This window comes from Hansschlegelia zhihuaiae, assembly GCF_004103825.1.
GTDB classification, from domain to species: Bacteria; Pseudomonadota; Alphaproteobacteria; order Rhizobiales; family Methylopilaceae; genus Methylopila; species Methylopila zhihuaiae.
In genome coordinates this window covers 103,672-114,342 of sequence record NZ_RYFI01000014.1, presented here as the reverse complement: position 1 = coordinate 114,342, position 10,671 = coordinate 103,672, and the positions used below count along the sequence as shown (strand labels likewise).

Here is a 10,671-nt window from a genome sequence, read left to right as displayed (position 1 = left end):
ACCTGTCGGCACCCCCTGCCGACAGGTCGGCAGGGGTCAGGGCCTCTTCCTCTCGGGATTCGGCCTCGTCAACGCCGTCGTCAGGGGGCGACGGCGGCGCGCGATCCTCGCCGTCCAGCACCACGCGATATTCATGCGCCCGATCGCCGCCATGCTGCGCCGTCAGCGCCCGCCATTCGATCCAGCCGGCGTCGAGCAGCCGGGCGAGGCAGGCCTGCAGCGTCGAGCGCGCGCAGCCGATCTGACGCGCCATCGCCACCTGGCTGCGGCAGCACCAGCCCTTGCGGTTGGTGTGCGTGCCGAGCAGCGCAAGCACCTGCAGGTCGCGCCCCTCCAGCCGCCCGTCGGTCACGGCGCCTGCGGGAATGATTGAAAGCCTCGGTCCCGCGCTCATGTCTCCCCCCGAAGATCGATGGCCGGCAGCCCGCTCATCCGCGCATAAGCGCGCATCAGGTCGACCGCTTCGGTCGTCCCGCGGAGCCCGAGCGCCTGCGCGACGCAAAGCGGCGCGAGATCGGTGAAGCCGAACAGCCAATAGGCGCCCGCGGCCCGGAACTGAGGATCGGACCGCCCGCCAGCCAGCGCGCCCGCGACGAGGTCCAGCACGTCCTCCGGCGCGTAAGGCCCGCCGGCGGCGTTCATGCGCGCAAACGGCGGGACGCGCCGCTCCGCGACATGCCGCCGTCCGGCACGCTCCATGCGGTCGCGCGCCGCGCGATGGCGCGCCGCCATCTCCTCGCGCGTGCGCGGCTCTTCGAGCAGCGTCATGGGCACTGCCCCTCCGCCCAGCGCACCCGCGCGACCGAGATCGTGATGTAGTCGTCGAGCGTCAGCGGCGGCGGCACATTGTCCACCCAGCTGCGCCGCGGCGGATGAAGGCTGCGGAACGTCACCGCGCCGCGCTCGATCATGGGCTCGGACGGCGACCGCTGGGCGGGAGGCGCGGAACGACGGGTCATCTTGCGCCCCAGTTCTTCCAAAGGAATTTTGGCTTCTCGGCCGGCGCGCCCGGCGCAGCGCGGTTCGGCGGTGCGCTCCCCTGCATGCCGGCCAGGGCGACCAGCACGCGCGCCGTCACCGCCTCGGCGATCGAGGTCTCGACGTCCCTCGCCTTGGCGAGCTCACCCGACAGCCGCTCGATCTCGGCGGCGTCAGCGGCCTTTTCACGCGCCCAGAGCGCGTTCGCCGCAGCGAGCTGGGCCTCGAGCTGCGCCGCATGTCGCGTCGCCGCCATACGGGCGGCGGCGTCGGCGACAGGCGGCCGGGCCGCAAGCGCAGCCTCGAGCTCAACGACCTTGCGCTCCAGCCGCTCGGCCCGCGCCTGCGCCTCGGCGAGCGCCTTGCGCGCTGCGCCATCATCGGCCTGCGGGGCCGCCGGCGCGGCGGCGCCGAGCCGCGCGCGGCGCTCGGCCGCCCTGCGCTGCGCGTCCTCGAGCGACTCCGGCGCCGCCAATCTGTAGTAAGGGGTCTGACCGAGGCGCGTCATTCCGCGGCCTCCGCGAACAGCGTCCCCGCGCCGCGCGCGCGGTCGAGCGCCGCGGCGGCAGTCGGATTGATCCAGAGCACTTCAGTCCGATCGCGCGCGCCGTCGGCATGGGCGGCGCGCTCGATCCGCCGCCAGTCGCCGAGCTGCTGGTCATAGAGGTCGCTGGGATAGCCGGAGAGCACGACCATGCCGGCCAGCGCGCCGAGCTGCTGCAGCAGCGCGGCGTGGTCGTCGCGCGTCAGCTCGTGGCGATACATCCGCCATCGGAAATCGTAGGGATTGCCCTGCGCCCGCGTCTCCGGGAGATAGGGCGGGTCGACATAGAATAGCCTCGACGGAGCGTCGTGCTGCGCCATCAGTTCGCGCGCGTCGCGGCATTCGATGACGACCTGCGAGAGGCGCGCCACCATGCCGGCGAGCGCGTCAGGATAGTTCGCCCAGTCGGTCGCCGGCGTCGTGCCGGACCGCGAGGAGTTCGACCGGAAGCCGGTCGAGCGATGCCCCTTGGCTTGGCTCGCATGAGCGTTCGACCCGAACCCCATGAAGGCGCGGATGACGAGCCGGCGGGCGCGTTCGATCGGCTCGTCCGTCGCGTCATAGGCATCGCGGAATTCGGCGCGGGCGAAAGGCGTCAGCCGCAAACGCCGCTCGAGCTCGCCGGCAGCGATCGGATCGCGCAGCACCCGGAACAGCCCGACGACCTCGTCGTCGAGGTCGTTCCAGATCTCCGCATAGGCGCGGGTCTTGCGCAGCAGCACCGACCCCGCGCCGCCGAATGGCTCCACGTAGATCCGGTGCGGCGGCAGATGCGCGATGATCCACGGCGCGAGCAGCCATTTGCCGCCATGCCAGCGCAGCGCGGGACGAGCGGGCGCGCTCATGTCGCCGCTCCGGCGAACAGCGGCGCCTCGGCCTCCGCGCACCAGCGGCGGGCGTCCTCGCGCCGCTCGAGCGCGACCCGGCAGGGCGGGATGAAGACGAGCCGCGGCGGTCCGCTGTGCGGCCGGATCCAGACGATCCAGCTATAGGCCGTCGCCGTCGAGGCGGCCGGGTCGTAGCGCCCCTTCACCATCGGAACGCGCTCGACGAAGGGCGCGACGACTACCGGCGGATGCGTGGAGAACAGCCGCGCGAACCGCTCGGCGCCCTCGAGCCAGTTCGACCGGACGAGCAGCGCGAGGCAGCGGACGGGCGTCTCGCGCGCCAGCGCTGCCAGCGCGATCTTGAGCGCCAAGTTGAACGGCGGGTTCGTGACCACAAAGCTGTCGAGCTCGTCGTCGAACCGGCCGGCGTCGAGCGCGTCGCGCACCGCAAAGCCGCGGCCATAGTCGAACACGTCGGTTCCGACCGCTTCGCCGAACGCCTCGGCCAGCGTCGCGATCATGTGGCCTTCGCCGCAGCACGGATCGACGACTCGCGCGGCCCTGATCAGCGCTTCGCCATAGAAGGGCTTCAGCACATGCTCGACCAGCGCCCGCGTCGCCCAAGGCGGCGTCGGAAAGAAGTCGAGCGCGTCCGGCGGCGAGCGCCGCCCTTGCGCGACGGAGAGGAAACCGGACGGCGCGCTCATTCCGCGGCCTCGGCATATCCGCAGCCATCACCGCACTCGACGTCGAATTCGTCGCTTGCGGGCTCCAGCATGTCGGGCGAGCGATGAGCCTCAGCCATGAGGCTCGGCACGCGGTCGCGCCGATCGAAAAAGCCGTATTTGGCTTCCTCAACCGCCCACCATCGGGCAATCTCAGGGCGACGGCGCAGCCGGGCAAGCCGAACGCCGCGCCCGGTTGCAAAGCACAGGTCGCAATTGCCTTCCCATGGCTCCAGTCCGAGATCGAAGGGCTGACCGGCCCAAAAGCGCAGCACGTCAGCTTTCGTCACCTTGGCGCGGGCGAGTGGATAGGCGACCTGCCGGCCCTCTCGATCGGCGCGCACCCTTCCCCGAATGATGCGAAGGCCCTCGTCGTCTCTCAGGCCGATCGTCTCGACATACGCGCCAGGCTCGCCGTAGCCGAGCTCGCGCATCAGCGCGTGCATCGGCAGCACCTTCAGGAACGACGTGCACCATCGCTCCGTCCAGTTCGGCGTGCGCTGCTTCCACGCCATGAGGTCAGCGAATGGCTGGCCGTCCCGACTGGCGCTGTTGAAGCCGACCTCTTCGAAGCCCGGCTTGCCGCGCCGCCATTCGACCCACCGCACCCGCACGTTCCAGCGCGTCGCGCATTCGTGCACGAAGCGCAGCGTCTCGGGCAGTTCCTTACCGGTGTTCGCAAAGACGACGACGATATCGTCGGGCAGCGAGCCCCCATGCGCGCGCAGGATCTCGTGCAGCATGAACGCCGAAGTTCGGCCGCCGCTGAAACTGACGCGCGCTGGGCCTTCGATCCGGAAGGCAGGATGCGGTGCGCTCATTCCCCGACCCTTTCGAACAGAGGCGCGCCAAGATCCTCGCCGCGGCGGCGCGGTTCGGGCCGTGCCTTGCGGATCAGCGCCGCGGCGCGGGCCTTGAAGTCGCGGGTGAGGCGCGCGAGCTCGGCGCGAAGACCCGCCATCCGGCGGCGCTCGATCCGCAGCTCCTCCTCGCGCTCCTTCAGCGTCGCCTCGAGGAAGGCCGCCCGCGCGGCGTGGAACGCGCTTTCGAGACGCAGATTGTCCGGGCGCTTCTCATGTGCGGCCCGTGCGGCCCCGAGCGCACCGGCCAGCTGGTCTACAGAGGCGCTCAAATCCGCCCCCGAAAGCGCATCAGCAGGAAACTCAGGAGGATCGCGAAGCCCGAGAACAGGACGGCGCAGAACGTCGCGTAGAGCGATGTCGGCTTGGCCAGCCACCAGCCCTCGACCGACAGGGCGGCGTTGACCGCGAGGATCGCCGAGGCCAGCAGCCAGACCAGGCGGCGGAACAGCCGGCTCACGGCGTCACCTGTTCGCAGACCGGCCGGTTCGCGATCTCCAGCAGCACGTCGGCGTGGCAGGGCTCTCCCGGCGCGCACCAGCAGGCGAGGTTCTTGCCGCGGAGAGGCGTGAGGTCGCCAAGCGGCGCGCTCTCATCTTCGGCCCATGCCCGGAAAGCGGCGACAGCACAGCCCGCGGTCTCGATCTTCGCCTCGCCGCAGAGCGAACCGCCGAGGTCGCCTTCGACCGCCGGATAGGTCTTGCCGACGACGAACGGGTTGCCCCACTGCGTCGAGCGGTCGACCTTCACCGTGTTGTCGGGCATCCGCCAGCCGGCGGCGCGACTGAGCTGAACGCGGACCGGCGCGCTCACGCCCGCCCCCGATCGCCATAGACCGCCCGGCACACCGCCTCGGCCTTACGGAGATCGAACCGGTNGCCCCCCCCGCCGCTGCGGACGCCCGACTCCATGTCGATCCAGTAGGGTCCCGTCGCGCCGATCTCGGTGAGGATCGCCGCGACATTGTCCGGACCAATCCCGCCGGCGTAGCCGACCATGCGGTCGCCCCCGGGATGCGGCGGCCAGCGCTCGGGCCGCGCCCCGCGGCCGCCGCGCGGGTCGTAAAGCCAGTCGAGCCGGTCGTCGGCCGGGAAGGCCTCGCCACGCGCCTGCGCGATCGGGCGAACGCCCCAGCCATCCGCGAAATAGACGATGCGGTCCGCGTCGGGCTCGGCGCTGTTCACCTGGAAACGCCGGCAGAAGCCGAGATCGACGGGAAGCCCCGCGTCGCGGCCCGCCATCACGTCCCGCGAATGGTCGCCGCAGAGATGCGCCGAGAGCCTCAGGCCGCTCCACCACAGGCGCGACAGCGTCTCGCCGTCGGGATATCGCGCCTCCCGCCCCTGCCGGCGCGGGCTGAGCAGGACGCCGAACTCGACCGGATAACGCCGCGCGAGGTCGGCCATGCCGTCGATGGACGTCTTGGCGTCGACGCCCGTGAAGGTGATGAAGGCCGGGGCGCGTACGCCCGGCACGGCCGAAGCCAAAACCTGTTTTGGATCAACATGTTTCACGGCATGTCCCCCGTGAAACAATCGCGCGCCGCAGCAGGCTCAGGGGCCGGAGCCGACGTCGCCAGCCGCGCCACGGCCTCGGCCCTCTCGGGCGTCACGGTCCAGAAATGCGGATGTTTGCCGGCATAGGCGCAGAGCCGCAGATAGATCGCGGCCCCGAGCGCGCGGCCGTGCTCGGCGCGGCTCACCGTGGCGAGCGAGACGCTGGCCTCCATGGCGGCCGTCCGCTGGTCGTGGCCCTTCAGATGTCGCGCGACGGTCAGCGCCGCCCCGAACGTGACCCACAGGATCGCGCCGCCGAAGCGCGGCGCGTCGGCGGACGGCGGCTCCAGCGTCGCCGGGTCGAGCCCGAGCGCCGCGCAGATGCGCAGATGGTCGAGCGCGGCGATCGGCCTGCCTTCGAGCGCGCGCTCCGCGACCGTGTAGCCGACGCCCGACGTCACGCCGAAGTCGCGCAGCGCGAGATGGGTCGGGAACCGCTCCCGCAACGCCGCCGCGAGGCGGCTGGCCTCGGGGCCGCGGTCGCCGCAGCTGCGACGGGCGGGCCGCGGGTTCACTGCAGGACCTCCGTCGCGTCGCAGGACCGCTGAAACTCTCGGAGATTGAGTCGAAGCGTCTCGGAAATCCGGCCCTCGGCGATCTTGCGCAGCTCGCGCATGGCCTTGGCGTTGATCCGTCCGTCCCCGTCGGCGGAGAGTTCGGAGATCAGCGAGGCGAGACCGGTCGCAACGGCGTCGCAGACCGCCACAAGAGCCTCGAGGGGAGTGCGCCCGTGGTCGGACACTTCGGCGTTGCCGCCCTCGACGAAGGCGACAAGGACGAGGCGCATCATCCGAATATGGCTGGCCTGATGCGGCGTCAGGGCGGCCAGCACGTCCTCGTCCGCGAGGCGGGCGACGACGGCGCTGAACCCTTCGAAGCCCTTCCCCGTAGCATGCTCCCGCCCGAGCAGGTCGGCGAGCGCCTTCGGAAGGCGCGGCCCGCGTTCCGGAAACCCGCTCATGGCCGCCCCTCCTCCGCGCCGAGCGCGTGGATCAGCCGCTCGAGCTCGGCGATCGCCTCGCGGGCCTCGCGCCGAATCGTCAGGCGCTCGGCCTCGTCGATCCGGCCGTCGGCCAGTGCCTCGGCCAGCGCCGACTTCACCTCGCCGGTCTCCTTGATCAGCCGGACCAGGCGGAGCGCCGGCGCCATCGCGTCTCCGGACGCGACGTCGGCCAGCGTGCGGCCCGCCAGGCTCGCGAGCTCGCGCGTCACGATCGGCTCGCCGATCTCGGCCTCGAGGTCGGCGATCACGTCGACGGGCGAGAAGTTCTGCGCGTCCTCAAGCGAGCCGTAGCGCGACAGCGACTGGTGGTTGACCCGGGTCGCGCGCGCCGCCGCCTCCTGCCCGCCGCAGCGCTTGACGAGCTCGCGGGTCGCGGCCTTCAGCGCGAGATAGTCCCGTTCCGGGAGCTGGCGCGCCGCGCTCATGCGCAAACGCCCCCGGCTTGCTCAGTGACGCGCGCGGCGCCCGGCGCCAGAACCGGCGGCGTGACGTCGAGGGGGATGCGCGGGTGACGGTCGGGGAAAGGACGGGCGGGGCCGGAGCCCCGCCCGCAAGTGAGGGAGGAAACGCCCAGGAGGGCATGCGCTGCGCCTTGCGGCGCCTCGGACAGCCGGACGCGGCCGTCCAAGCGGTTTGGGATGGCGGGCCGCGCGATGTCGCGGCACGCCTCCCGGATCTCGTGGGGCTCGAGCCCCGTGCAGACCGCGATCAGCGCGATCGAGCGCCGCTCCCGCCACATCCGCCGCGCGCGGACGAGCGGCGCCTCGGGCGGATCACGGAACTCGGCCGCCGGCAGGAAGCCCGCCAGCATGCGCCGCTCCGCGGCGAGCTGCGCGCGGGGGATCACGCCGCGGCCTCGGCTTCGGCGGCTTCGTCAGGCTGCGGCGCCGCCCTGGCGGGCCGCGGCACGCCGACGGGCCAGGCAAGACCCTCGGGCCAGTTGTCCGAGAACCACGCCATCGCGTCGTCATATTTGCGGATCGTGAAGCTCGCGCCCGTTTCGAGCCGGTCGAAAAACCGCCAGTCGCCGCAGGCGCGGCGCGCCACGGTGACCAGCTCGACGCCCTTGGCCTCCGCGAAAGCGGAGGCGCATGTCCTCAGATGAGCGCTCAGATCGGCTTCCATGGCGCCGAGGTTAGTCGGAGATTTCCGACTGCGTCAATCGGAAACCTCCGTCTCGCGTCGGAAAGCCGGCCGTCGGATTATTCCGACATGTCGAGCTTCCCCGACCGTGTCGCGCAGCGCCTCGCTGAAACCGGACTCAACCCTTTTGAGGCCGCGAGAGTCGGCGGCCTTGAGCGCAACTTCATCAACGACATCCTGAATGGCAAGAAGCAGTCGGTCCGCGGCGCGAACCTCGAAAAACTCGCGATCGGCCTGGAGACGACGGCTGGCTGGCTCGCCACCGGCGAGGGCGAAAAGGTCACGCCCGAGATCCCGCACGCGATCGTGCCGATCATGGGCTATGTGGGCGCCGGGTCGGAGGTCATGCCCGAGCACGAGCAGGTGCCGCCCGAGGGGCTGGACCAGGTCGAGCTCGCCTTCGCGGTGCCGGACGGCGTCGTGGGCCTGCAGGTCCGTGGCGACTCGATGCTGCCCCGCTTTCGCGACCGCGACGTGCTGCTGGTCTGGAAGGATCAGCGGATGGACGCCAAGGCCTATCTCGGCGAAGAGGTCGTGGTCCGCACGCGCGACGGCAAGCGCTACGTCAAGACCCTGCTCCGCGGACCAACACCGGGAACCTACAATCTCGAGAGTCACAACGCCCGCACGATCGAGGCCGCGCGGCTCGACTGGATCGGCGAGATCTATCTGATCGTGCCGGGCAAGCAGGTGCTGGAGCATGAACGCGCGCTGCGCGCCGCGGCGGCGCGCCGACAGCGGGACTTCGCCAAGAGGACGGCCGGCATGGGCGCGCTGCCGTTCTCGAAAGGCTGAGCGATGGAGCTCCTGATCCTTGCCGCGCTGCTCGGGCTCATCCCGGCGGCGATCGCACGGTCGAAGGGCCGGAGTTTTGGCCTCTGGTGGTTCTACGGTGCGATGATCCTGATCGTCGCCCTCCCGCACGCGCTGATCATGCGGCCGAACCGGGAGATGATCGACGCCGAGCGCGAGCGGGAGGGCCTGCGCCGCTGCCCCTTCTGCGCCGAGTTCATCCGCCCCGAAGCGATCGTCTGCAAACATTGCGGCCGAGACTTGCCGCCGCCGGCCCTTCCCCCAACGCAGGCGCCGCGCGCCAAGGCGCTCTGGGAAGACCGCTAGTCGGAAATCTCCGACAAATGGATTGACAGTCGGAAATCTCCGACTTAGCCTCTGCCTCCGTCACCCACGGAGGCCGACATGCTCTGCACGACCCGTACTCCCCGCCGCCGCGTCCGCCAGGTCTCGACGCTGGACGCCATGACCGAGTCCCTGCGAGGGCTGCGCGCCCGGCAGGACTGCGTCACCGAGGACGACCTCAAGCGCGAGGGCTTCACCTCCGCCGAGCTCGCCGCCCATGGCGAGGAGGCCCGCGCCCGCGTGCGCCGCCTCGAGCACGCCCAGGCGCACTGAGCCATGGCCGGCCGCTCCTTGCTCTCCAAGGTCGCGCTGGTCTCCGAGGCGCGCGTCGCGGCCGTCGTGCTGGCGCGCCATGGCGAGCGGGCCGCCGCCATCCGCCTGCTGATCGGCCTCGACCAGGCGCTGCGCGACCCGCATCCGCGTTTCCGGCGCTTCATCGCCGCCCAGGTGCGGATCGTCGAGGACGCGCTCGGCCTGCCGCACGAGGCCGATCTTGCGACCCCGGAGGCCGCCCATGCGCTGTGAGCCCTGCGCCGGGACCGGCCGCGTGATGATCCCGGCGACTCCGATCCGCGTCGCTCAGGGCGTGGTCGGGGTCGCGTCCTGGCTGGTCTGCGACGAATGCCGCGGGATCGGCGTGGTCTCCTGTTGCGAGGGCACGGAGCGGCACGCCGGCGTCGCCGGCTACTTTGGCGGGAAGGAGTTGGGCGGCGAGCGCCAGCCCAGCGGCGAGACCGGCATGGAGCGCGCGTCGTGAGGCTGCCTCGCTTCATCGTCGGCTGGCTTTGCGACGCGCTGATCGGCAGCGTCGCCGCGCGGCGACGGCCGGACGTCACGATCGGCGTGCGCACCGCGACCGACTACGCCAGGCCCGGCTCGCGTCTGCCGGCGGGCGAGGAGCCCTATCTCGAGCGCTGGTGGGTGATCCCGCGGAACCGCTGGTTCAACGTCTATCTGCACACGATCCACCGCTCCGACGACGACCGCGCGCTGCACGACCATCCGTGGGCCAACATGTCGATCGTGCTGGCGGGCGGCTATCTCGAGCACCGCCACGGCCAACCGCCGGCCGAACGGCGGCCCGGCGACGTCGTGCTGCGCGGCGCGACCGCCGCGCACCGACTCGAGATCCTCGATCCGCGGCCGTGCTGGACGCTGTTCGTCACCGGACGGATCACCCGGCTCTGGGGCTTTCACTGCCCGCGCGGCTGGATTCCCCACACCAACTTCAACGCCCGTGACGAGCTCGGCCTGACGCAGGGCTGCGGCGAGGATCAGGAGGTCCGGCCATGAGCGCGCTCGCTCTGTTCGTCTGCGAGGACGCCGGCGGAAGGCCCAGCCGGCCGCTGGCGCAGGGAGGCTGGCGGACAGGAGAGCCGCGGCGGCCTCCCGCCCCCGACTGCAGCCCGCTCATCCGCGGCTGGGCGCGCGACCATCCTTTCGAGGCCGAGGCGCTGTTCGCCCGGCTCGGCCTTTCGCCCGCCGCGGCGGCCGCGGCCTTCACCGAAGCGCGAGCGCGCTTCCACAGCCACGGAGCCTGACCAATGTCCGCCCGTCCGATCCACAATCTGCTGCAACTGCTCGGGCTTATCGAGCGGGGCGATTTCGCCCACGCCTGCAACGAGCATCTGACCAAGAGCCTCCAGACCCTGTCCGACCAGCCCAAGGGCGAGGGCAAAGCCACGATCACGATCACCCTGGAGATCGTGTCCAAGAAAGGCCTGACCAACGTCACGCCGAAGATCGCGTCGAAGCTGCCCGAGGGGCAGAGCTTCGGCTCGACGCCGTTCTGGATCGTCGAGGACGGCCTCTCGACCCAGCACCCGAACCAGCTGGACATGCTCGAGCCGCGCGAGGTCCGCCCTGCGCGCTCCGAGCCTGCGACCGACCGCGCCTGA

22 protein-coding genes and 1 pseudogene are annotated in these 10,671 nt (G+C 71.3%); 8 read left to right on the top strand and 15 right to left on the bottom strand.

From position 1 onward, the window contains the following. From EK403_RS22415 to EK403_RS14885, 15 genes and pseudogenes are all read right to left on the bottom strand, one after another. A pseudogene (locus tag EK403_RS22415) lies at positions 1 to 394 on the bottom strand (helix-turn-helix domain-containing protein); the annotation flags it as partial. Further along, a complete protein-coding gene (locus EK403_RS14955) occupies positions 391 to 768 on the bottom strand; it encodes a hypothetical protein (protein WP_128778272.1) in 378 nt (125 codons plus the stop codon). The pseudogene EK403_RS22415 and the gene EK403_RS14955, both read right to left, overlap by 4 nt. Continuing rightward, the gene (locus EK403_RS14950; RefSeq protein WP_128778271.1) at positions 765 to 959 is read right to left on the bottom strand and encodes a hypothetical protein; all 195 of its coding nucleotides are present in this window, start codon (positions 957 to 959) and stop codon (positions 765 to 767) included. Before EK403_RS14950 ends, EK403_RS14955 begins: the two co-directional genes overlap by 4 nt. Continuing rightward, positions 956 to 1,486 carry a hypothetical protein gene (locus EK403_RS14945; RefSeq protein WP_128778270.1) on the bottom strand — a complete coding sequence of 177 codons (531 nt, stop codon included), beginning with the start codon at positions 1,484 to 1,486 and terminating at the stop codon, positions 956 to 958. Before EK403_RS14945 ends, EK403_RS14950 begins: the two co-directional genes overlap by 4 nt. After that, positions 1,483 to 2,367, bottom strand: a complete 885-nt coding sequence (locus EK403_RS14940) for a DNA adenine methylase (protein WP_128778269.1) — start codon at positions 2,365 to 2,367, stop codon at positions 1,483 to 1,485. Before EK403_RS14940 ends, EK403_RS14945 begins: the two co-directional genes overlap by 4 nt. Further along, positions 2,364 to 3,056: a hypothetical protein gene (locus tag EK403_RS14935; RefSeq protein WP_128778268.1), complete on the bottom strand. Its 693-nt coding sequence runs from the start codon at positions 3,054 to 3,056 to the stop codon at positions 2,364 to 2,366. Before EK403_RS14935 ends, EK403_RS14940 begins: the two co-directional genes overlap by 4 nt. Further along, the gene (locus tag EK403_RS14930) at positions 3,053 to 3,895 is read right to left on the bottom strand and encodes a phosphoadenosine phosphosulfate reductase domain-containing protein (RefSeq protein WP_128778267.1); all 843 of its coding nucleotides are present in this window, start codon (positions 3,893 to 3,895) and stop codon (positions 3,053 to 3,055) included. The genes EK403_RS14935 and EK403_RS14930 overlap by 4 nt, the downstream gene beginning before the upstream one ends. Next, positions 3,892 to 4,206 (bottom strand): hypothetical protein, encoded by a 315-nt coding sequence (locus EK403_RS14925; protein WP_128778266.1) that lies wholly within the window; start codon positions 4,204 to 4,206, stop codon positions 3,892 to 3,894. The genes EK403_RS14930 and EK403_RS14925 overlap by 4 nt, the downstream gene beginning before the upstream one ends. After that, on the bottom strand, positions 4,203 to 4,394 hold the full coding sequence (locus EK403_RS14920; protein ID WP_128778265.1) for a hypothetical protein: 192 nt from the start codon (positions 4,392 to 4,394) through the stop codon (positions 4,203 to 4,205). The genes EK403_RS14925 and EK403_RS14920 overlap by 4 nt, the downstream gene beginning before the upstream one ends. Further along, positions 4,391 to 4,747 carry a DUF4326 domain-containing protein gene (locus EK403_RS14915; protein ID WP_128778264.1) on the bottom strand — a complete coding sequence of 119 codons (357 nt, stop codon included), beginning with the start codon at positions 4,745 to 4,747 and terminating at the stop codon, positions 4,391 to 4,393. Before EK403_RS14915 ends, EK403_RS14920 begins: the two co-directional genes overlap by 4 nt. Before the next feature lie 697 nt (positions 4,748 to 5,444). Continuing rightward, positions 5,445 to 6,005 carry a hypothetical protein gene (locus EK403_RS14905; RefSeq protein WP_128778262.1) on the bottom strand — a complete coding sequence of 187 codons (561 nt, stop codon included), beginning with the start codon at positions 6,003 to 6,005 and terminating at the stop codon, positions 5,445 to 5,447. Continuing rightward, positions 6,002 to 6,451: a hypothetical protein gene (locus EK403_RS14900; protein ID WP_128778261.1), complete on the bottom strand. Its 450-nt coding sequence runs from the start codon at positions 6,449 to 6,451 to the stop codon at positions 6,002 to 6,004. The genes EK403_RS14905 and EK403_RS14900 overlap by 4 nt, the downstream gene beginning before the upstream one ends. After that, complete coding sequence (locus EK403_RS14895; protein WP_128778260.1) at positions 6,448 to 6,918, bottom strand: phage regulatory CII family protein; 471 nt, start codon at positions 6,916 to 6,918, stop codon at positions 6,448 to 6,450. The genes EK403_RS14900 and EK403_RS14895 overlap by 4 nt, the downstream gene beginning before the upstream one ends. Next, positions 6,915 to 7,304, bottom strand: coding sequence for a hypothetical protein (locus EK403_RS14890; RefSeq protein WP_128778259.1), 390 nt, complete (start codon positions 7,302 to 7,304; stop codon positions 6,915 to 6,917). The genes EK403_RS14895 and EK403_RS14890 overlap by 4 nt, the downstream gene beginning before the upstream one ends. 32 nt (positions 7,305 to 7,336) lie before the next feature. After that, positions 7,337 to 7,618: a hypothetical protein gene (locus EK403_RS14885; RefSeq protein WP_128778258.1), complete on the bottom strand. Its 282-nt coding sequence runs from the start codon at positions 7,616 to 7,618 to the stop codon at positions 7,337 to 7,339. A gap of 87 nt (positions 7,619 to 7,705) precedes the next feature. On the opposite strand from EK403_RS14885, the gene EK403_RS14880 reads away from it, so the two are divergent. From EK403_RS14880 to EK403_RS14845, 8 genes are all read left to right on the top strand, one after another. Next, a complete protein-coding gene (locus EK403_RS14880) occupies positions 7,706 to 8,431 on the top strand; it encodes a S24 family peptidase (RefSeq protein ID WP_164919614.1) in 726 nt (241 codons plus the stop codon). Positions 8,432 to 8,434: 3 nt separating this feature from the next. Beyond that, complete coding sequence (locus EK403_RS14875) at positions 8,435 to 8,755, top strand: zinc ribbon domain-containing protein (RefSeq protein WP_128778256.1); 321 nt, start codon at positions 8,435 to 8,437, stop codon at positions 8,753 to 8,755. Positions 8,756 to 8,833: 78 nt separating this feature from the next. Further along, complete coding sequence (locus EK403_RS14870) at positions 8,834 to 9,046, top strand: hypothetical protein (RefSeq protein WP_128778255.1); 213 nt, start codon at positions 8,834 to 8,836, stop codon at positions 9,044 to 9,046. A 3-nt stretch (positions 9,047 to 9,049) separates the two neighbouring features. Next, positions 9,050 to 9,298, top strand: coding sequence for a hypothetical protein (locus tag EK403_RS14865; RefSeq protein ID WP_128778254.1), 249 nt, complete (start codon positions 9,050 to 9,052; stop codon positions 9,296 to 9,298). Beyond that, positions 9,288 to 9,530 carry a hypothetical protein gene (locus EK403_RS14860; protein WP_128778253.1) on the top strand — a complete coding sequence of 81 codons (243 nt, stop codon included), beginning with the start codon at positions 9,288 to 9,290 and terminating at the stop codon, positions 9,528 to 9,530. Before EK403_RS14865 ends, EK403_RS14860 begins: the two co-directional genes overlap by 11 nt. Continuing rightward, on the top strand, positions 9,527 to 10,066 hold the full coding sequence (locus EK403_RS14855; RefSeq protein ID WP_128778252.1) for a cupin domain-containing protein: 540 nt from the start codon (positions 9,527 to 9,529) through the stop codon (positions 10,064 to 10,066). Before EK403_RS14860 ends, EK403_RS14855 begins: the two co-directional genes overlap by 4 nt. Further along, the gene (locus EK403_RS14850; protein ID WP_128778251.1) at positions 10,063 to 10,314 is read left to right on the top strand and encodes a hypothetical protein; all 252 of its coding nucleotides are present in this window, start codon (positions 10,063 to 10,065) and stop codon (positions 10,312 to 10,314) included. Before EK403_RS14855 ends, EK403_RS14850 begins: the two co-directional genes overlap by 4 nt. A gap of 3 nt (positions 10,315 to 10,317) precedes the next feature. After that, positions 10,318 to 10,671 (top strand): hypothetical protein, encoded by a 354-nt coding sequence (locus EK403_RS14845; RefSeq protein WP_128778250.1) that lies wholly within the window; start codon positions 10,318 to 10,320, stop codon positions 10,669 to 10,671.

Bases quoted from the DNA above. Each gene is read 5' to 3' on its own strand.
- EK403_RS14955 (WP_128778272.1), bottom strand. From the start codon at position 768: ATGACGCTGCTCGAAGAGCCGCGCACGCGCGAGGAGATGGCGGCGCGC.
- EK403_RS14875 (WP_128778256.1), top strand. From the start codon at position 8,435: ATGGAGCTCCTGATCCTTGCCGCGCTGCTCGGGCTCATCCCGGCGGCG.
- EK403_RS14870 (WP_128778255.1), top strand. From the start codon at position 8,834: ATGCTCTGCACGACCCGTACTCCCCGCCGCCGCGTCCGCCAGGTCTCG.
- EK403_RS14935 (WP_128778268.1), bottom strand. From the start codon at position 3,056: ATGAGCGCGCCGTCCGGTTTCCTCTCCGTCGCGCAAGGGCGGCGCTCG.
- EK403_RS14860 (WP_128778253.1), top strand. From the start codon at position 9,288: ATGCGCTGTGAGCCCTGCGCCGGGACCGGCCGCGTGATGATCCCGGCG.
- EK403_RS14850 (WP_128778251.1), top strand. From the start codon at position 10,063: ATGAGCGCGCTCGCTCTGTTCGTCTGCGAGGACGCCGGCGGAAGGCCC.
- EK403_RS14940 (WP_128778269.1), bottom strand. From the start codon at position 2,367: ATGAGCGCGCCCGCTCGTCCCGCGCTGCGCTGGCATGGCGGCAAATGG.
- EK403_RS14880 (WP_164919614.1), top strand. From the start codon at position 7,706: ATGTCGAGCTTCCCCGACCGTGTCGCGCAGCGCCTCGCTGAAACCGGA.
- EK403_RS14865 (WP_128778254.1), top strand. From the start codon at position 9,050: ATGGCCGGCCGCTCCTTGCTCTCCAAGGTCGCGCTGGTCTCCGAGGCG.
- EK403_RS14845 (WP_128778250.1), top strand. From the start codon at position 10,318: ATGTCCGCCCGTCCGATCCACAATCTGCTGCAACTGCTCGGGCTTATC.
- EK403_RS14885 (WP_128778258.1), bottom strand. From the start codon at position 7,618: ATGGAAGCCGATCTGAGCGCTCATCTGAGGACATGCGCCTCCGCTTTC.
- EK403_RS14890 (WP_128778259.1), bottom strand. From the start codon at position 7,304: ATGCTGGCGGGCTTCCTGCCGGCGGCCGAGTTCCGTGATCCGCCCGAG.
- EK403_RS14945 (WP_128778270.1), bottom strand. From the start codon at position 1,486: ATGACGCGCCTCGGTCAGACCCCTTACTACAGATTGGCGGCGCCGGAG.
- EK403_RS14930 (WP_128778267.1), bottom strand. From the start codon at position 3,895: ATGAGCGCACCGCATCCTGCCTTCCGGATCGAAGGCCCAGCGCGCGTC.
- EK403_RS14900 (WP_128778261.1), bottom strand. From the start codon at position 6,451: ATGAGCGGGTTTCCGGAACGCGGGCCGCGCCTTCCGAAGGCGCTCGCC.
- EK403_RS14950 (WP_128778271.1), bottom strand. From the start codon at position 959: ATGACCCGTCGTTCCGCGCCTCCCGCCCAGCGGTCGCCGTCCGAGCCC.
- EK403_RS14895 (WP_128778260.1), bottom strand. From the start codon at position 6,918: ATGAGCGCGGCGCGCCAGCTCCCGGAACGGGACTATCTCGCGCTGAAG.